Origin of the sequence: Microbacterium californiense (assembly GCF_047246625.1) — a bacterium.
In the GTDB taxonomy this organism is placed as follows: domain Bacteria; phylum Actinomycetota; class Actinomycetes; order Actinomycetales; family Microbacteriaceae; genus Microbacterium.
In genome coordinates this window covers 1-13,671 of record NZ_JBFOKQ010000001.1, presented here as the reverse complement: position 1 = coordinate 13,671, position 13,671 = coordinate 1, and the positions used below count along the sequence as shown (strand labels likewise).

At 70.9% G+C, this 13,671-nt stretch carries 17 protein-coding genes; all 17 read right to left on the bottom strand.

The genetic code is table 11. The features are described 5' to 3' along the window. Positions 1 to 11 precede the first annotated feature (11 nt). Positions 12 to 1,418, bottom strand: coding sequence for a flagellar hook-associated protein FlgK (gene flgK / locus AB3M82_RS00085; protein WP_412954554.1), 1,407 nt, complete (start codon positions 1,416 to 1,418; stop codon positions 12 to 14). A 7-nt stretch (positions 1,419 to 1,425) separates the two neighbouring features. Continuing rightward, the gene (gene flgN / locus AB3M82_RS00080; protein WP_412954552.1) at positions 1,426 to 1,887 is read right to left on the bottom strand and encodes a flagellar export chaperone FlgN; all 462 of its coding nucleotides are present in this window, start codon (positions 1,885 to 1,887) and stop codon (positions 1,426 to 1,428) included. Positions 1,888 to 2,028: 141 nt separating this feature from the next. Continuing rightward, on the bottom strand, positions 2,029 to 2,277 hold the full coding sequence (csrA, locus tag AB3M82_RS00075) for a carbon storage regulator CsrA (protein ID WP_412954550.1): 249 nt from the start codon (positions 2,275 to 2,277) through the stop codon (positions 2,029 to 2,031). Positions 2,278 to 2,366: 89 nt separating this feature from the next. Next, positions 2,367 to 4,433: a flagellar biosynthesis protein FlhA gene (locus AB3M82_RS00070; RefSeq protein WP_412954548.1), complete on the bottom strand. Its 2,067-nt coding sequence runs from the start codon at positions 4,431 to 4,433 to the stop codon at positions 2,367 to 2,369. A 4-nt stretch (positions 4,434 to 4,437) separates the two neighbouring features. Beyond that, positions 4,438 to 5,541 (bottom strand): EscU/YscU/HrcU family type III secretion system export apparatus switch protein, encoded by a 1,104-nt coding sequence (locus tag AB3M82_RS00065; RefSeq protein ID WP_412954545.1) that lies wholly within the window; start codon positions 5,539 to 5,541, stop codon positions 4,438 to 4,440. Further along, complete coding sequence (locus AB3M82_RS00060; RefSeq protein ID WP_412954542.1) at positions 5,538 to 6,299, bottom strand: flagellar biosynthetic protein FliR; 762 nt, start codon at positions 6,297 to 6,299, stop codon at positions 5,538 to 5,540. Before AB3M82_RS00060 ends, AB3M82_RS00065 begins: the two co-directional genes overlap by 4 nt. Beyond that, positions 6,296 to 6,574 carry a flagellar biosynthesis protein FliQ gene (gene fliQ / locus AB3M82_RS00055; RefSeq protein ID WP_412954541.1) on the bottom strand — a complete coding sequence of 93 codons (279 nt, stop codon included), beginning with the start codon at positions 6,572 to 6,574 and terminating at the stop codon, positions 6,296 to 6,298. Before fliQ ends, AB3M82_RS00060 begins: the two co-directional genes overlap by 4 nt. Further along, on the bottom strand, positions 6,571 to 7,380 hold the full coding sequence (gene fliP, locus AB3M82_RS00050; protein ID WP_412957971.1) for a flagellar type III secretion system pore protein FliP: 810 nt from the start codon (positions 7,378 to 7,380) through the stop codon (positions 6,571 to 6,573). The genes fliQ and fliP overlap by 4 nt, the downstream gene beginning before the upstream one ends. Before the next feature lie 151 nt (positions 7,381 to 7,531). Beyond that, positions 7,532 to 7,954 carry a flagellar biosynthetic protein FliO gene (locus AB3M82_RS00045; protein ID WP_412954538.1) on the bottom strand — a complete coding sequence of 141 codons (423 nt, stop codon included), beginning with the start codon at positions 7,952 to 7,954 and terminating at the stop codon, positions 7,532 to 7,534. 2 nt (positions 7,955 to 7,956) lie between these two features. Then, positions 7,957 to 8,616, bottom strand: a complete 660-nt coding sequence (locus tag AB3M82_RS00040) for a FliM/FliN family flagellar motor switch protein (protein ID WP_412954535.1) — start codon at positions 8,614 to 8,616, stop codon at positions 7,957 to 7,959. Further along, entirely contained in the window at positions 8,616 to 9,536 is a 921-nt protein-coding gene (locus AB3M82_RS00035; protein WP_412954533.1) for a flagellar motor switch protein FliM, read from the bottom strand. The genes AB3M82_RS00040 and AB3M82_RS00035 overlap by 1 nt, the downstream gene beginning before the upstream one ends. After that, the gene (locus AB3M82_RS00030) at positions 9,533 to 10,357 is read right to left on the bottom strand and encodes an OmpA/MotB family protein (RefSeq protein WP_412954531.1); all 825 of its coding nucleotides are present in this window, start codon (positions 10,355 to 10,357) and stop codon (positions 9,533 to 9,535) included. The genes AB3M82_RS00035 and AB3M82_RS00030 overlap by 4 nt, the downstream gene beginning before the upstream one ends. Continuing rightward, positions 10,354 to 11,151, bottom strand: a complete 798-nt coding sequence (locus AB3M82_RS00025; protein ID WP_412954529.1) for a motility protein A — start codon at positions 11,149 to 11,151, stop codon at positions 10,354 to 10,356. Before AB3M82_RS00025 ends, AB3M82_RS00030 begins: the two co-directional genes overlap by 4 nt. A gap of 2 nt (positions 11,152 to 11,153) precedes the next feature. Then, entirely contained in the window at positions 11,154 to 11,369 is a 216-nt protein-coding gene (locus AB3M82_RS00020; RefSeq protein WP_412954527.1) for a flagellar FlbD family protein, read from the bottom strand. Between the two features lie 119 nt (positions 11,370 to 11,488). Next, positions 11,489 to 12,655: a flagellar hook protein FlgE gene (locus tag AB3M82_RS00015; protein ID WP_412954524.1), complete on the bottom strand. Its 1,167-nt coding sequence runs from the start codon at positions 12,653 to 12,655 to the stop codon at positions 11,489 to 11,491. Positions 12,656 to 12,684: 29 nt separating this feature from the next. Next, positions 12,685 to 13,134 (bottom strand): flagellar hook assembly protein FlgD, encoded by a 450-nt coding sequence (locus AB3M82_RS00010; RefSeq protein WP_412954521.1) that lies wholly within the window; start codon positions 13,132 to 13,134, stop codon positions 12,685 to 12,687. An 11-nt stretch (positions 13,135 to 13,145) separates the two neighbouring features. Next, positions 13,146 to 13,671, bottom strand: a 526-nt coding sequence (locus AB3M82_RS00005; RefSeq protein ID WP_412954518.1) for a flagellar hook-length control protein FliK, incomplete at its 5' end; no start/stop codon positions are given.

The window sequence follows — 13,671 nt, the reverse complement described above, 5'->3', positions numbered from 1 at the left end:
GACTCCCGGGGTCAGCGGCCGACGAGGCCGGTGCGGTTGATCAACAGGTCCAGAGCCTCGTCCATGGCGGTCAGCACGCGGGCCGCCGCCTGGTACGCCGTCTGGTAGGTGAGCAGGTTGACCGTCTCCTCGTCACCGTCGACGGAGGCGTTCGACTGCTGGGCCGTCACCGCGGCCACGGCTCCCATGTCGGCGATGTCGGCGCGCTGCCGGTCGCCGGCGACCGCGACGGCGAACCCCGTCACGAAGCTCGCCCAGGTCTTGCTCGGCCCCGTCGCCGCAGTGCCCAGCGTGCTGATGCGGTCGGCGATCGTGGTGTCCTTCGCGCCGGCTCCGGGCGCCGCGAGCGCCATCTGATCCAGGTTCACCGGCACGACCTTCAGACCGAGGGCCGCCGGGACGGTCGCGTCGAGGGAGAAGAAGTCCCCGCCCGGGGTGCCGGACGGCGTCACGCCCGTGCGATGCAGGTCGTTCACCGCCGTCGCCAGCGCGGTGGCGGTCTGGTTGTACGCGGCCGCCACTCCGGCGAGCGAGCCGCCGTCCGCGGCGGGCGCCAGAGCGCTGATGGTGCCCCCGACCGTGCCGCCGCCCACGGCCACCGGCACGTCGGGACGATCCGCCCAGGTCACGGTGATGCGACCGGCATCGGCGATCTCCCGCGGTCCGGTCGCCACGAGGGCGCGGCTCGCGTCGCCGGAGACCAGCGCGTTCCCGTCGACCCGCACCGTGAGCGTCCCATCGGCTTCGACGACGCCCTGGGCGCCGACCGTCGTCGACAGCTGCTGCGCGAGCAGGTTGCGCTGATCGATGAGCTCGTTCGCGGTGCGGCCCGACTGCAGCGCCTCGCGGATCTGCCCGTTGAGCGCGGCGACCTGTCCCGCGACGGCGTTCGCATCGGCGAGCTGCCGGTCGACCTGACCGCGCAGATCCGTCCACTGCCCCGCGATCGACTCGTAGCCGGCGGCGATCTGACCGATGAGCACCTCCGCGTTCGTGAGCACGACCTGCGCCGCGGCCGGATCGGGCGTGTTGGCGAGGTCGGACCATCCGGCCCAGAAGCGGTTGAGGTTGGCGGCGAGCCCGTCCTTCGTCGGCTCGGCCATGACCGCCTCCGCCTGATTCGCGGCGGTGGCGCGCGAGACCCAGAACCCGGACTGGGACAGCGCGTCCCGCACCCGGGCGTCGAGCACGTTGTCGCCCAGACGCGCGACGCCGGTCACGTCCACGCCGGCGCCGATGCCGAGCCCGGACTTCCACAGGCCGGTGAGACCGGGGGCGGAGGCGGGCGCCTGCTCGACGCGCTGACGCGTGTACCCCGGCGCTGTCTGATTGGCGATGTTCTGGCCGGTGACCGTCATCCCCGCCCGGGCGGCGGTGAGGGCGGATTCGGCGAGACGGAGGCCTGCGAAGGATGACATGGCGACCTCAGACCCGGGTGTCGAGGAGTCGGGCGTCGGCGTCGCGGACGACGTCTCCGTCGGGGGTGTATCCGCCGGTCGGCGTGCCGAGTCCGGCGATGGTCTCCTGCGTGACGCGGATGGCCGTGCGCAGGCGCTGCTCGTTGACCTGCTTCATCTCGTCGATCTCGGACGCGAGCGCACGCATGGTGGCCAGGTGGCCGGTGAGGACCTCGCGCCAGGCCTCGGACGGCGCCGCGTCGATCAGCTCGCCGAGGGTGGTCGCCTCGGGGACTCCCCACTCGTCGGCCACCGCGACCACGAGCGTGTCCCGGGTGAGGGCGACGGTGGGCATGGCGGAGAGGACGCGCTCGATCTCGTTGACCGAGTGGCGGATCCACCGGTTGCGTCCGGTCGCCAGCAGCATCTGCTGCTCGTCGAGCTTGAAGAGCAGCAGCTCGAGCAGTTCGCGCTCTCGCAGCAGTTGCATGCTCAGATCGTGAGCGGACACGGTACGTCACCTCGCCAGTCGGAGTTTCGATGACGGATTCGTCCGTCACACCCACGACTATCGCGACAACGTGCGGAGCAGTAACTCGGGCTGCATGGGGAGAACTCCCCATTGACAGTCTCAGGAACCGGTGCTGAGACGCCCGAGCGCGCCGAGCAGGGCGGTGGCCGCCTCGTCGTCGGAGGACGTCTGAGCGGCCTCCTGGTTGGCGTCGCCGACGGCGAGGACGATCTCGGCGCGGTTGATGCGCTTGTCGCGAGGGGCGTCGATGCCGATGCGCACGCCGCCGGGCGTCACGGCGAGGACCGTGACGGTGATGTCGTCGCCGATCACGATGCTCTCGTTCGCGCGCCTCGTCAGTACCAGCATCCGGTCCGCCTTCCCTGGCTGGAGCGCTCGCGCGCCCTCCTGCTCACAAAGGTACTGCATTGCCCTCGTAAACGAGCGGATTCCTGCTCTCAGCCCGCGGCGCTCGGGAGGGCGGAGTGCGTCACGCGCACCACGCCGACGACATCGGTCGCGAGGCCGCCGGCGGCCGCCTCGTCGTACGACAGCACGGGCAGCCCGCTGACCTGCGGGGCGATCATCCGGCGGACGGCCTGCCGCAAGGAGGGCGCGCAGACCAGCACCGGCTCGGGCCCGACCTGCTCGAGCCCCGCGACCGTCTGGCGGACGTTCTCGAGCACCTGCATCGTCGCCTCCGGCGTCAGCACGATCTGCGGGGTTCCGTCGACCACGCGCATGCCCTCCAGCATCTGCTGCTCCAGCAGCGGGTCCAGCATCACCACGCGGATGCGGCCGTCCTGCGCGAACCGTGCCGCGATCGCCGGCCCCAGAGCCGCACGCGCCGCATCGATCAGGCCCGCCGTGTCGGTCGACGTCTTGCCGCGCAGGGCCAGCGCCTCGAAGATCCGGGCGAGGTCGTTGATGGGAACCCGCTCCGCCAGCAGCCCGGCGAGCACGCGCTGGATGCCGGCGAGGGAGAGCACCGCCGGCGTGAGCTCCTCGACGGTCGCGGGGCTCGACTGCTTCAGGTGCTCGGTCATCAGGCGCACGTCCTCGAGGGAGAGCAGCCGGTCGGCCTGGCTCTGCACCACGTCCGACAGGTGCGTGATGATCACGCTCGCGCGGTCGATCACGGTGGCCCCCGCCAGGTCGGCGGCGTGGGACATCTCCACGGGGACCCACTTGCCCTCCAGTCCGAAGACCGGATCGACCACCGAGGTGCCCGGGAGCTGCTCCAGCCCCGTCCCGATCGCGAGCACGTGCCCACGCGGGACCGCACCCCGCCCCACCTCGACGCCCGCGATGAGGATGGCGTACGTCTGGGCAGGCAGCTCGATGTTGTCGCGGGTGCGCACCGGGGGCATGAGGATGCCGATGTCCATCGCGAGCTTGCGCCGCAGCGACTTGACCCGCGTGAGCAGATCGCCCGCTCCCCCGGACGCCAGGTCGACGATGTCGGGCGACAGGGAGATCTCCAGGGCGTGCACCCGCATCTTCTCCATCAGCTCGTCCGGCCCCTCGGCCCCGGCTTCCGCGGCCTCCTGCAGCTGCGCATCCGCCTCGCGGGCGGCGTCGCGTTCCTCGTTCGCCTTGACCCGGGAGGCCGCGAACAGGAGCACCGCGCCGATGGCCGCGAACACCAGCAGCGGCATCCCCGGGATGAAGCCCATCGCGAGGGCGGCCAGACCGGTGATGACGAGCGCGTTGCGCGACTGCATGAGCTGGCGACCGGCCGCCTGGCCCATCTCGGCCTCGGCGTTCTCGCGGGTGACGATCATGCCGGTCGACACGGCCATGAGCAGCGCCGGGATCTGGGTGACCAGTCCGTCTCCGATGGTCAGGATGCTGTACGTCTCGAGCGCGTCGCCCATCTCCATGCCGTGCTGGACCACTCCGATGAGGATGCCGCCGACGAAGTTGATGATGACGATGACGATGCCCGCGATGGCATCACCCTTGACGAACTTCGAGGCGCCGTCCATCGCGCCGTAGAAGTCCGCCTCGGCGGCGACCTCCGCACGGCGCTTGCGCGCCTCCGTGTCGGTGATGAGCCCGGCGTTGAGGTCGGCGTCGATCGCCATCTGCTTGCCCGGCATGGCGTCGAGCGTGAACCGCGCGCCCACCTCGGCCACACGCTCGGCGCCCTTGGTGACGACGACGAACTGGATCACCGTGAGGATGAGGAAGATGACGGCGCCGATCACCAGGGAGCCGCTGATCGTGATCTGACCGAACGCCTGGATCACCTGGCCCGCGTGCGCCTCGCTCAGCACCAGGCGGGTGGACGCGACGTTGAGCCCGAGCCGGAAGAGGGTCGCGACCAGGAGGAGGCTGGGGAAGACGGAGAAGTCGAGGGGCTTCTTCACGAACATCGCGGTGAGCAGGATGAGCAGGGCGAACGAGATGTTCAGCACGATCAGCACGTCGAGGAGCAGCGTGGGGATCGGGACGATGAGCAGCAGGATGATCCCGACGACGCCGACGGGCACCGCTCCCTTGGACAGCAGCTGACCGAACATGGTCTCACCTCTCCTGTTTCGTGGTGTGCGCGAACGGCATGGTGTGGGTCCCCCGTGCCGAGCCGCGACGCTTGAGGTGCTCGATGAAGGCGAGCACCTGCGCGACCGCGGTGTAGAGCTCTTCGGGGATCTCCCGTCCGATGTCGCACGCGGCATGCAGCGCCCGCGCGAGCGGAATGTCGCGGACCATGGGCACGCCGGCGGCCTCCGCCTTCTCGCGGATCTTCTGGGCGACGACGCCCGCGCCCTTCGCCACCACGCGCGGCGCGGACTTGCCGGGCTCGTAGCGCAGGGCGACCGCGACGTGCGTGGGGTTCACGAGCACGACGTCGCTGTCGCCCACGGCGGCGATCATGCGGTTCCGGCTGAGGGCGATCTGCCGGGACCGGCGTTGCGAGCGCACGAGCGGGTCGCCCTCGGTCTTCTTGTGCTCGTCCTTCGCCTCTTGCTTCGTCATGTGCGTGTGCTTGCGGTTGCGGCGCAGCACCACGGCCACGTCGATCGCCGCGAGCAGGATGCCGACGACGACCGCGACCTGGAGCAGGGCCACCGCTCCCCCGGCGGCCTGCTCCAGCAGCCACGTGATGTTGTGGCTGCCGCTCGCCATGAGGACGGGCACGAGCCCGGCGACGACGATCCACAGCGCCAGACCGATCGCGACCGTCTTCAGGAGCGCCTTCGCGCCCTCCCACAGCGCCTGGCGTCCGAAGACGCGCTGGAGCCCGGCGACGACGTTGAACTGCTCGGTCCGCATCGTCACGCCGCGCAGGTGGATCCCGCCCTGGGCGACCGCGGTCGCACAGGTCGCCAGCAGCACCACCGCGAGCAGCGGGAGCAGGATGCCGCCCATCGAGGCGAGGGCGGATCCGAGCACGTCCACCGCCGCGCCCCCGGTGGGATCCCCCGCGACGTGGACCACGTTCAGGAAGAGGTCCGTCAGCACCGGGGTGCTCGCGGCGATGGCGGGCACGGTCATCACGGCGGCCGCCGCGATGCAGACCCACGCCGTGAAGTCCTGACTGCGGCCGATCTGTCCCTTGCGCCGCGCCTCCTTGAGACGCCGGTCGGTGGCCTTCTCGGTGCGTTCTCCCCTGTCGGTCTCGCTCATCCGCCCACCCCCAGCAGCAGCCGTGCGGCGTCCTCGGCGATCGCCGCGACCACGCCGGGTAGCGCCGCGTAGACGAACGCGACGAGCAGCAGCGTGAGGCCGATCTTGATCGGGAAGCCCATCGCGAAGGCGTTCAGGGCCGGCGCGACGCGGGTGATCAGGCCCAGCCCGACGTCGGCGAGGAAGAGGACGATGAGAAGCGGGCCCGCGATTTGCACGGCGCTGAGCATCATCTGACCGGCCGCCCCCACGAGCGCCTCCGCCGGTCGGCTGAGGTCGATCACGCCGGTGACCGGTACGGCGTCGAAGGAGCGGAACAGCCCGCCCAGCACGAGCTGGTAGCCGTCGGAGGCGAACAGGAGCACGATCGCGGTCATCTGGAACAGTCGCGTGAACTGGGCGCCGTTGATGGCCATGCCGGGGTCGAACGCCTGGGCGAGCTGGAACCCGCCGAAGGTGTCGACCAGGTGCCCGGCGCCCTGGATGGCGCTGAACAGCACCATCACCAGGAAGCCGAGCAGCACGCCGGTCAGCGCCTGACCCGCCAACGCGAGCAGGAACCCCGCCGTGTCGAGGCGCTCGTATCCCTCGGTCACGACCGGGGAGACCGCGAGGGCCAGCCCCACCCCCAGCATCGCCCGGATGCGCATGGGCACCGTGCCGTGGCTGAACGGCGGTGCGAGCACGAGGAACGCCGTGATGCGCACGCACGCGAGGGCGGTCGCCTCGAGCCAGGTGAAATCGATGGGGATGTTCATCCGCCGCCGTTCAACAGCCCGGGGATGCGCGCGAACATCTCGTTCGTGAACGCGATGAGCTCGGCGATCATCCAGTGGCCGCTCACGAGGAGGGCGATGCCGACCGCGACGAGCTTCGGCACGAACGAGATCGTCATCTCCTGCACCTGCGTGATCGACTGCAGCAGCGAGATGGCGAAGCCGACCACCAGGGCCGTGACCAGGAGCGGAGCGCACAGCTTCGCCCCGACGATGAGCGCCGCCTGACCGATGTCGATCACCGCTTCGGGATTCATCCGCCGCCTCCGCCGTAGGACTGCACGAGAGCCGTGAGCACCATCCCCCACCCGTCGATCAGCAGGAACAGCAGGATCTTGAACGGCAGCGAGATCATCACCGGCGGCAGCATCATCATGCCCATCGACATCAGCGCGCTCGCGACGACCAGGTCGATCACGAGGAACGGCACGAAGATGATGAACCCGATGAGGAAGGCGGCGCGCAGCTCGCTCAACATGAACGCGGGCACCAGGGTCTGCAGGGGGATGCTCGCCGGGTCGGTCGGATTGTCCATCTGCGCGGCGCGGTACATCAGGGCGATGTCCTCCTCACGCGTGTAGGCGAGCATCCACTGGCGCAGCGGCTCCTGGGCGAGCTCGAACGCGCGCCCGAAATCGACCGCACCGGCGGTGAACGGGCTCACCGCGACGGTGTTGATGTCGGTGAGCACGGGCCACATGATGAACAGCGTCAGGAACAGGCTCAGCCCCGCGAGCACCTGGTTCGGCGGGATCGAGGGCAGCGACAGCGCGTTCCGCGTCAGCGCCAGCACCACGAAGATCTTGGTGAAGCTCGACATCATGAGCAGCAGGGCGGGCGCGACGCTGAGGACCGTGATCCCCAGGAGGGTCACGATGCTGTCGGACGGCGTCCCGTTGATGCCGTTGATGGTCACGCCTTCGCCGTCGCCCGTCTGGGCGGACACGATCGTCGCGTCGGCGTGCGCCCCCGCCGCGTCCAGCAGCACAATGAGGGCCACGACCCCCAGGGCGACGGCGAGCAGCACCCCGGCCCGGCGGGGCAGACGGGATGCGCGCGCCATCGTCGCGCAGCGCGGGGCGGTATCGGGCACGGCGGCACTCCGGAGGTGGGTGACGTGGCCGATCCGTAGCCAGAGGGTGAGCGATCCGTGCTCGAGGAGAACTATCGCGACAGAGCTCCGACGCGGTAACCCCGGGCCGGCGCCCGCGCTGTCAGGCGACGGGCTTGAGGCTGCGGTCGTCGTCGTCCGACGCGGCCGCGAGCGGGGTGTCCGCCGCACGCAGCGGTTCCTCCTCGGCCGGCGGGGCCTCCTGGGTGTCGACGACGCTGACCCCCTGCTCGGTCACGCCGAGCACGTAGCGGATGCCGCCGAACTCCGCGACGACCAGCTGGGCCTTGCCGCCGAGACCGGACCGGGCGACCACGGTGATCTTCTCGGCACGGCTGCGGGGGCCCGCGGCCTGCCGCGAGGGACGCAGGGACGACAGCGAGGCGAGCTTCTTCGGCATCAGACCGGCCAGCGGGCTGGCCCCCTTCGCCTGGCTCTTCTGCAGACGCCGGCTGAGGAACAGCAGGAGCCCGAGGACGGCCGCCAGGGCCACGACGGCGCGCAGGGCGATGAGCAGGTCGGGCATGGTCACACGCTCTCGGCGCCGTCGAGGATGCGCTCCACGCGGATCGCGAAGTCGCCGTCCGCGACGACGACGGTCCCGTGCCCGATCAGCCGGCCGTTCAGCTTGATGTCGGCCGGGGAACCGGCGGCCCGGTCGAGTTCGACCACGCGCCCGGGCTCGAGGGTGAGGACGTCGCGCACCGGCATCCGGGTCCGACCGATCTCCACGACGAGTTCCATCTCGACGCCCGCGATGCGGCTCAGCCGCTGGGATCCGGTGGATGCCGTCACCGCGGCACCTCCGTCGATGCGCACGGCCGCGCGGGCCACCACCGAGCCGTCGGCGTCGACGAGATCGAAGACCTGCGTACCGGGCTGGGTGAAGACCTCCGGCGCCGGGACGACCTCGCCGTCGGCGAGGGAACCCGGACCGAGGATCGCCGCCGCCGACTCGAAGACGGGGTGCAGGCGGTCGACGAGGCTCGCCGTCGGGGATCCGTCCTCGAGCTGCGACGGGTCGGCGATCTGGAGTGCGATGCGGGCGCCCGGGGTGCCCGTGAAGGTGACGGCGACCGCGTCGCCGGCGGCGCCCGGATCGGTGGAGGGCGCCGGGATGACGGGGTAGCCGAACGGCAGCTTGCCGGCAATCGCCGCGGCGACGGCGGTCTCGTGGAAGGTGCTCATCAGGGGGTCTCCTCGGGGGTGGTCGTGATCAGACAGGTGAGCCGGGAGCCGCGGCTGCCGGGCGTCGCCTGGGCGAGGGTCGTCCGGCCGGCCACCAGCTCGAACGGCCGGGTCTCGGGGTGGGGCAGCCGGAGGAGGTCTCCGGGGGCGAGGTCGAGCACCTCGCCCGCGCCGATGGTCAGGGGCGCCAGACGGAGCGTGATCTCCAGCGGCGTGCTCCGCACCTGTGCCACGGTCTGCGCCGCGGTGTGTCCGGCGCCCGCGTCCGAGCCGGTGGCGGCGAGCCGATCGACGACGGCGGATGCCGGGAGCATCACCGTCGCGGTCGTCTCGGCGTCGCCCAGGCGCATCGCGTACCGGGCGACGATCACGGCGGCCGCTCCGGAGATCACCTGCATGTACTGCGGGTTGTAGTGCACCGCGCTGAAGGTGGGCGCTCCCGGCAGCAGCCCGCCCAGGCTCGCCGAGAGGTGGTCCAGGGTGCCCTCCATCAGGTTGCGGACGAGGGCGAGCTCGATGGGAGTGAACGTGCGCGCCTCGGGCATCGACGTGCTGCGGCCGCCCATCATCTGCACCACCCACAGCAGGGCGCTGTCGAGACCGAACTGCACGACGCAGGGCTCCTCGCGGCCGGCGAATGAGCCTGCCACCATCGCGGTGGTGCTGGGCAGGGTGTCGGCGTACTCCTGGTAGGAGACGAGTTCGACGCCCTCCAGGGCGAGGTGCGTGCGCACCCGGATCTTCGCCGTCAGCTGCGACGACCAGAGACGGGCGAACGACTCGAATGCCGCCTCCAGCTGCCGGGTGCTCTCGCGGCCGAGCTGAGCCGGACGGCTGAAGTCGTAGGCGGGGTACCGGGCGGTGGACTCGCCCGTCGCGGGAACGCCGGTCATCGCGGCCTCCTCGAGGATCGTGGTCACGGGGCTTCCTTCGTCTGGGCGGCTTCGGCGAGGGCGGGGATCAGCGCTCGCACCTGTTCTTCCTCGGCGGACTCCACCACGATGTCGACGCGGCGGTTGCTCGCGAGCGCCTCCACGCTGTCGCCCTGCACGAGCGGCCGGGTGTCCGAGAACGCCGTCGCCTTCACCCGCGCTCCGGCCACGCCCTCGTGCTCGACCAGGAACCGCGCGACCTGGGTGGCGCGGCCGCCGGAGAGCTCCCAGTTGGTGGGGAACGGCGCCGCGGAGACGCGGTGGTCCGCATGGCCCTCCACGCTCACCTGGTTACCGACCGTGGCGAGGATGTCGCCGATGGTGTCCAGCACGGCATCGGCCTTGCCGGAGAGGTCCGTGCTGTTGTCGCCGAAGAAGGTCTCGGCGCCGACCAGGCCGACCTTCAGCCCGCGGTCGTCGATGACGTAGTCGACGGTGCCCTGGAGGCCCTGCGCCGTGAGGGCGCCGTCGATCCGCTCGCGCAGCTCCTCGAGCGACTCGTACTCCGCCACCGCGCGGGCGGTCAGATCCTCCGGGCTCTCCTCGTCCACCAGTTCGGGCGGGATCACGAGTCCCTCGGAGATGTCCGCGCCGCCCTCGATGGTCTCCTCCTGGCCGAAGCCGGTGGCGAGACTGTTCGCCAGGAGCTCGAACTTCGTCTTGTCGACGTTCGACACGGCGAACAGCACGATGAACAGGCACATGAGCACCGTCACCATGTCGGCGTACGAGACCGCCCAGCGCTCGTCGGGTTCGTCGTGGGACTCGTCCTCGTGGCCGCGACCGCCGGCGCGACGCGCCGTGCTCACAGCATGTCCTCGATGGACTGCTCCGCCTTCTGCGTCCTCTTGGCGGACGGCTTGACGCTCGAGAGGGCCTCGAGCCGCTCCTGCAGCCGATGCGGCGCGCTCCCGGCCTGGATGGCGAGGGTTCCCTCGGTGACGAGCATCATGCGCTCGAGCTCCACCGCGCCGATCCGGTTCAGCCGCCCCGCGATGGGGTTCCAGATGAAGTTGGCCGACAGGAGCCCCCACAGGGTGGCGACGAAGGCCGCGGCGATCATGGGTCCGAGGTGGTCGGGCTCGTCGAGCTTCTCGAGCACGTGCGTCAGCGACACGACCGTGCCCACGATGCCGATGGTGGGGGCGTAACCGCCCAGCGAGGAGAAGAACTTGGCGGCGACGCGGTTTCGCGCGGTGGTCGCGGTGACCTCGTCGTCGAGCATGAGGCGCAGATCCTCGGCATCGGTGCCGTCTGCCAGGGCCTGGAGGGCCTGCCGCGTGAACGGGTCGGGGGCGCTGTCGAGCTCCTGCTCCAGGGAGAGCAGCCCGTCGCTCCGCGCCTTCTCCGCATAGCCGACCAGGAAGGGGATCACCGCCTCCGGAGTCATGCGCGGACCGCGGACCATCCGGCCCAGGCTCTTCACCGCCACCACGGTGTCGCGAAGCGTGTGGCTGGCGATGCCGACGCCGATCGTCGACCCGAGCACGAGGATCATCGGCGCCGGGATCAGCAGCGCCTCGATGCTGGCGCCCTCCATCGTGATCATCGCGACGAGGGCGCCGAAGGCGAGGACGACGCCGATGAGGAATGCGGGATCCACCGTCACTCCCCCGTCGTGCGCGTCAGGGCCTGGGCGGCGCCGAGCACGCGCGCACGGTAGGCGACGATGAGGTCGACGACGGCGTCCAGGCTCTCCTGCACGACGTAGACGTGCCCGTCGACCATGTGGAGGGTGGTGTCCGGAGAGGCGTGGACGCGCTCGATCAGATCAGGGTTGACCGCGAACCGTGTGTGGTCGAGGCGGGTGACGGTGATCATCGGAGTCTCCGGACGTCGGATGGAGGGGCGAGTCTGCCCCGACTATCGCGACGCCGCCCGCCCGGGGTAACCCGGACGGGCGGCGACGGAGCCAGGGCTGCTGGTCCGTGCGGACGGGATCAGCGCTTCAGCTGGGTGAGCTCCTGCAGCACCTCGTCGCTCGTGGTGATGATGCGGGCGTTGGCCTGGAACCCGCGCTGCGCGACGATGAGGTTGGTGAACTCCTGGGACAGGTCGACGTTGCTCATCTCGAGGGCTCCCGAGACCAGGGTGCCGAACCCGGCCTGGCCGGGCTCGCCCATCTGCGCCGCGCCGGAGTTGACCGACACCCGGTAGGCCGAGCCGCCCGCCTTCTCGAGGCCCTCGGGGTTGGCGAACGTGGCCATGGCGATCTTGCCGAGGGTCAGCGTGGCGCCGTTGCTGAAGGTGCCGACGATCGATCCGTCGCCGGTGATGCTGTACGACTTCAGCGTTCCGGCGGCCGCGCCGTTCTGCTCGGTGACCGCGACGGTCGACATGCTCGCGTAGCCGGTGACGGCCGTGAGGTCTACTTGCAGGTCGCCCGTGTCGAGGGTCAGGCCGGCACCGGTCTGCGTGCCGTTGGTGAACGCCAGCGATCCGGTCGCGCCGCTCGTCGGCTCGGTGACGTCCCAGCCCGTCGCCGTCCTGGTGAACGTCAGGCTCAGCGTGGAGGGCGTGCCCTGGGCGTCGTAGACGGTCACGTCGCGCACGATCGTGTCGCCGGCGGCGGCCGTCGAGGGGAGGTTGCCCGTCACGGTCGCGGCGGTGGTCGCGCGCGCGGGGGCGACGGTGTCCAGCGGCAGGACGATGTTGCCCACGGCCTGCCCGGTGTTGACGACGCCGTTCTGGGCGGACCAGCCCTGCACGACCGAGCCGTCCGCCGTGACCATCTTGCCCGTCGGGTCGAACGAGAAGCCGCCGGCCCGCGTGTAGAGCGTCTCACCGCCGGAGCGCACGGCGAAGAACCCGTCGCCCGAGATCATCAGGTCTCCCCCGCGGCCGGTCGCCTGCGCGGAGCCCTGCGCGAAGTTGGTGCGCACACCGGCCACCTGCACGCCGAGACCCACCTGGGCGGGATTGCGGCCGCCGACCTGGTCGTCGGGGATGCCCGGGTTGCCGATGAGCTGCGAGAGCGAGTCCTGGAACAGCACGGAGGAGCCCTTGTACCCGGCGGTGTTGACGTTGGCGATGTTGTTGCCGGTCACGTCGAGCATGGTCTGGTGGGAGCGGAGCCCGGAGATCCCGGAGTAGAGCGAGCGGAGCATGTGGTTCTCTCTTCCTGTATGGCTGGAGGTCAGACTGCTGCGGCGCCGGCCGCTGCAGGGGTGGTTCGGGAGGTGATGCCGGTGATGACGTCGAGTGCGACGCTCTTGTCGCCGATGGTCACCTGCGGGACGGGTCCGTCGAAGGAGACCTTCGACACGACCCCGGTCACGGTCTTGCCGTCGGCGTCCTTGTAGCTGGCCTCCTGCCCGATGAGGGCGGTGGCCGCCTGACGCATGCTCAGCGCGAACGCCTCGGTCCCGTTGTCGGCCAGGGTGGTGAGCTGCTCCATCATGGCCAGCTGCGTGGTCTGCGAGATCATCTCGTTCGTGTCCATCGGACTCGACGGGTCCTGATGCGTCAGCTGGGTCACGAGCAGTTTGAGGAACACCTCGCCGTCCAGGGTCTGCTTGCGCGAGGCGGGATCGATGGTGGTCCCGGTGTAGAGCGAGCTGGGCGCGCTCGTGGCGTCGACGGTCATGTGTCGTCCTCTCAGGCGAAGATGTCGAGGCCCGCGCCGGCGGCGGGGGTCAGGGGCCGGCTGACGGGCGACTCGACGCCCCCGGCACGCTCGGACGGTGGACGGTGGTCGGTGTGCCGGGAGGACGCGTTCCCACCCTGGGGAGTGCGTTCGCCGGCTCCCCCACCGGCGCCCGGCTGCGTACCGCGGTCGGAGGCGCCGGCCTCCGCGCCCGACCCGGAGCCGAGCGTGAGGGTCGCGTGCGGGGTGACGGCGGCGAGGTCGCGTCGCAGCTCGGCGACGATCGTGCGCAGCGCCTCGCGCCCGGCATCCGTCGCTCCCGAGAGCTGCACCTGGATGTCGCCGTTGTGACCGATGCGGGCGCGGACCGTGACCGGGCCGAGGCTGTCGGGGTTCACCGTCAGCGTCAGCTGGTGGGTCCCCGCCGGGCGCTGAGCGATGCTGACGACGACCGGTGCGACCTGGGCGGCGACCGCGCGGGGCACGACCGACGGCTCCGCGGCCGGGGCGGCGGAGGGCACGGCGACGGGCGCCGCC

What these genes read in the sequence shown, in the direction of transcription:
- AB3M82_RS00015 (WP_412954524.1), bottom strand. Translation starts at nt 12,655, where the DNA reads ATGCTCCGCTCGCTCTACTCCGGGATCTCCGGGCTCCGCTCCCACCAG.
- AB3M82_RS00020 (WP_412954527.1), bottom strand. Translation starts at nt 11,369, where the DNA reads ATGATCACCGTCACCCGCCTCGACCACACACGGTTCGCGGTCAACCCT.
- flgK (WP_412954554.1), bottom strand. Translation starts at nt 1,418, where the DNA reads ATGTCATCCTTCGCAGGCCTCCGTCTCGCCGAATCCGCCCTCACCGCC.
- csrA (WP_412954550.1), bottom strand. Translation starts at nt 2,277, where the DNA reads ATGCTGGTACTGACGAGGCGCGCGAACGAGAGCATCGTGATCGGCGAC.
- AB3M82_RS00040 (WP_412954535.1), bottom strand. Translation starts at nt 8,616, where the DNA reads ATGAGCACCTTCCACGAGACCGCCGTCGCCGCGGCGATTGCCGGCAAG.
- AB3M82_RS00065 (WP_412954545.1), bottom strand. Translation starts at nt 5,541, where the DNA reads ATGAGCGAGACCGACAGGGGAGAACGCACCGAGAAGGCCACCGACCGG.
- fliQ (WP_412954541.1), bottom strand. Translation starts at nt 6,574, where the DNA reads ATGAATCCCGAAGCGGTGATCGACATCGGTCAGGCGGCGCTCATCGTC.
- AB3M82_RS00070 (WP_412954548.1), bottom strand. Translation starts at nt 4,433, where the DNA reads ATGTTCGGTCAGCTGCTGTCCAAGGGAGCGGTGCCCGTCGGCGTCGTC.
- AB3M82_RS00010 (WP_412954521.1), bottom strand. Translation starts at nt 13,134, where the DNA reads ATGACCGTCGACGCCACGAGCGCGCCCAGCTCGCTCTACACCGGGACC.
- fliP (WP_412957971.1), bottom strand. Translation starts at nt 7,380, where the DNA reads ATGGCGCGCGCATCCCGTCTGCCCCGCCGGGCCGGGGTGCTGCTCGCC.
- flgN (WP_412954552.1), bottom strand. Translation starts at nt 1,887, where the DNA reads ATGCAACTGCTGCGAGAGCGCGAACTGCTCGAGCTGCTGCTCTTCAAG.
- AB3M82_RS00045 (WP_412954538.1), bottom strand. Translation starts at nt 7,954, where the DNA reads ATGCCCGACCTGCTCATCGCCCTGCGCGCCGTCGTGGCCCTGGCGGCC.
- AB3M82_RS00060 (WP_412954542.1), bottom strand. Translation starts at nt 6,299, where the DNA reads ATGAACATCCCCATCGATTTCACCTGGCTCGAGGCGACCGCCCTCGCG.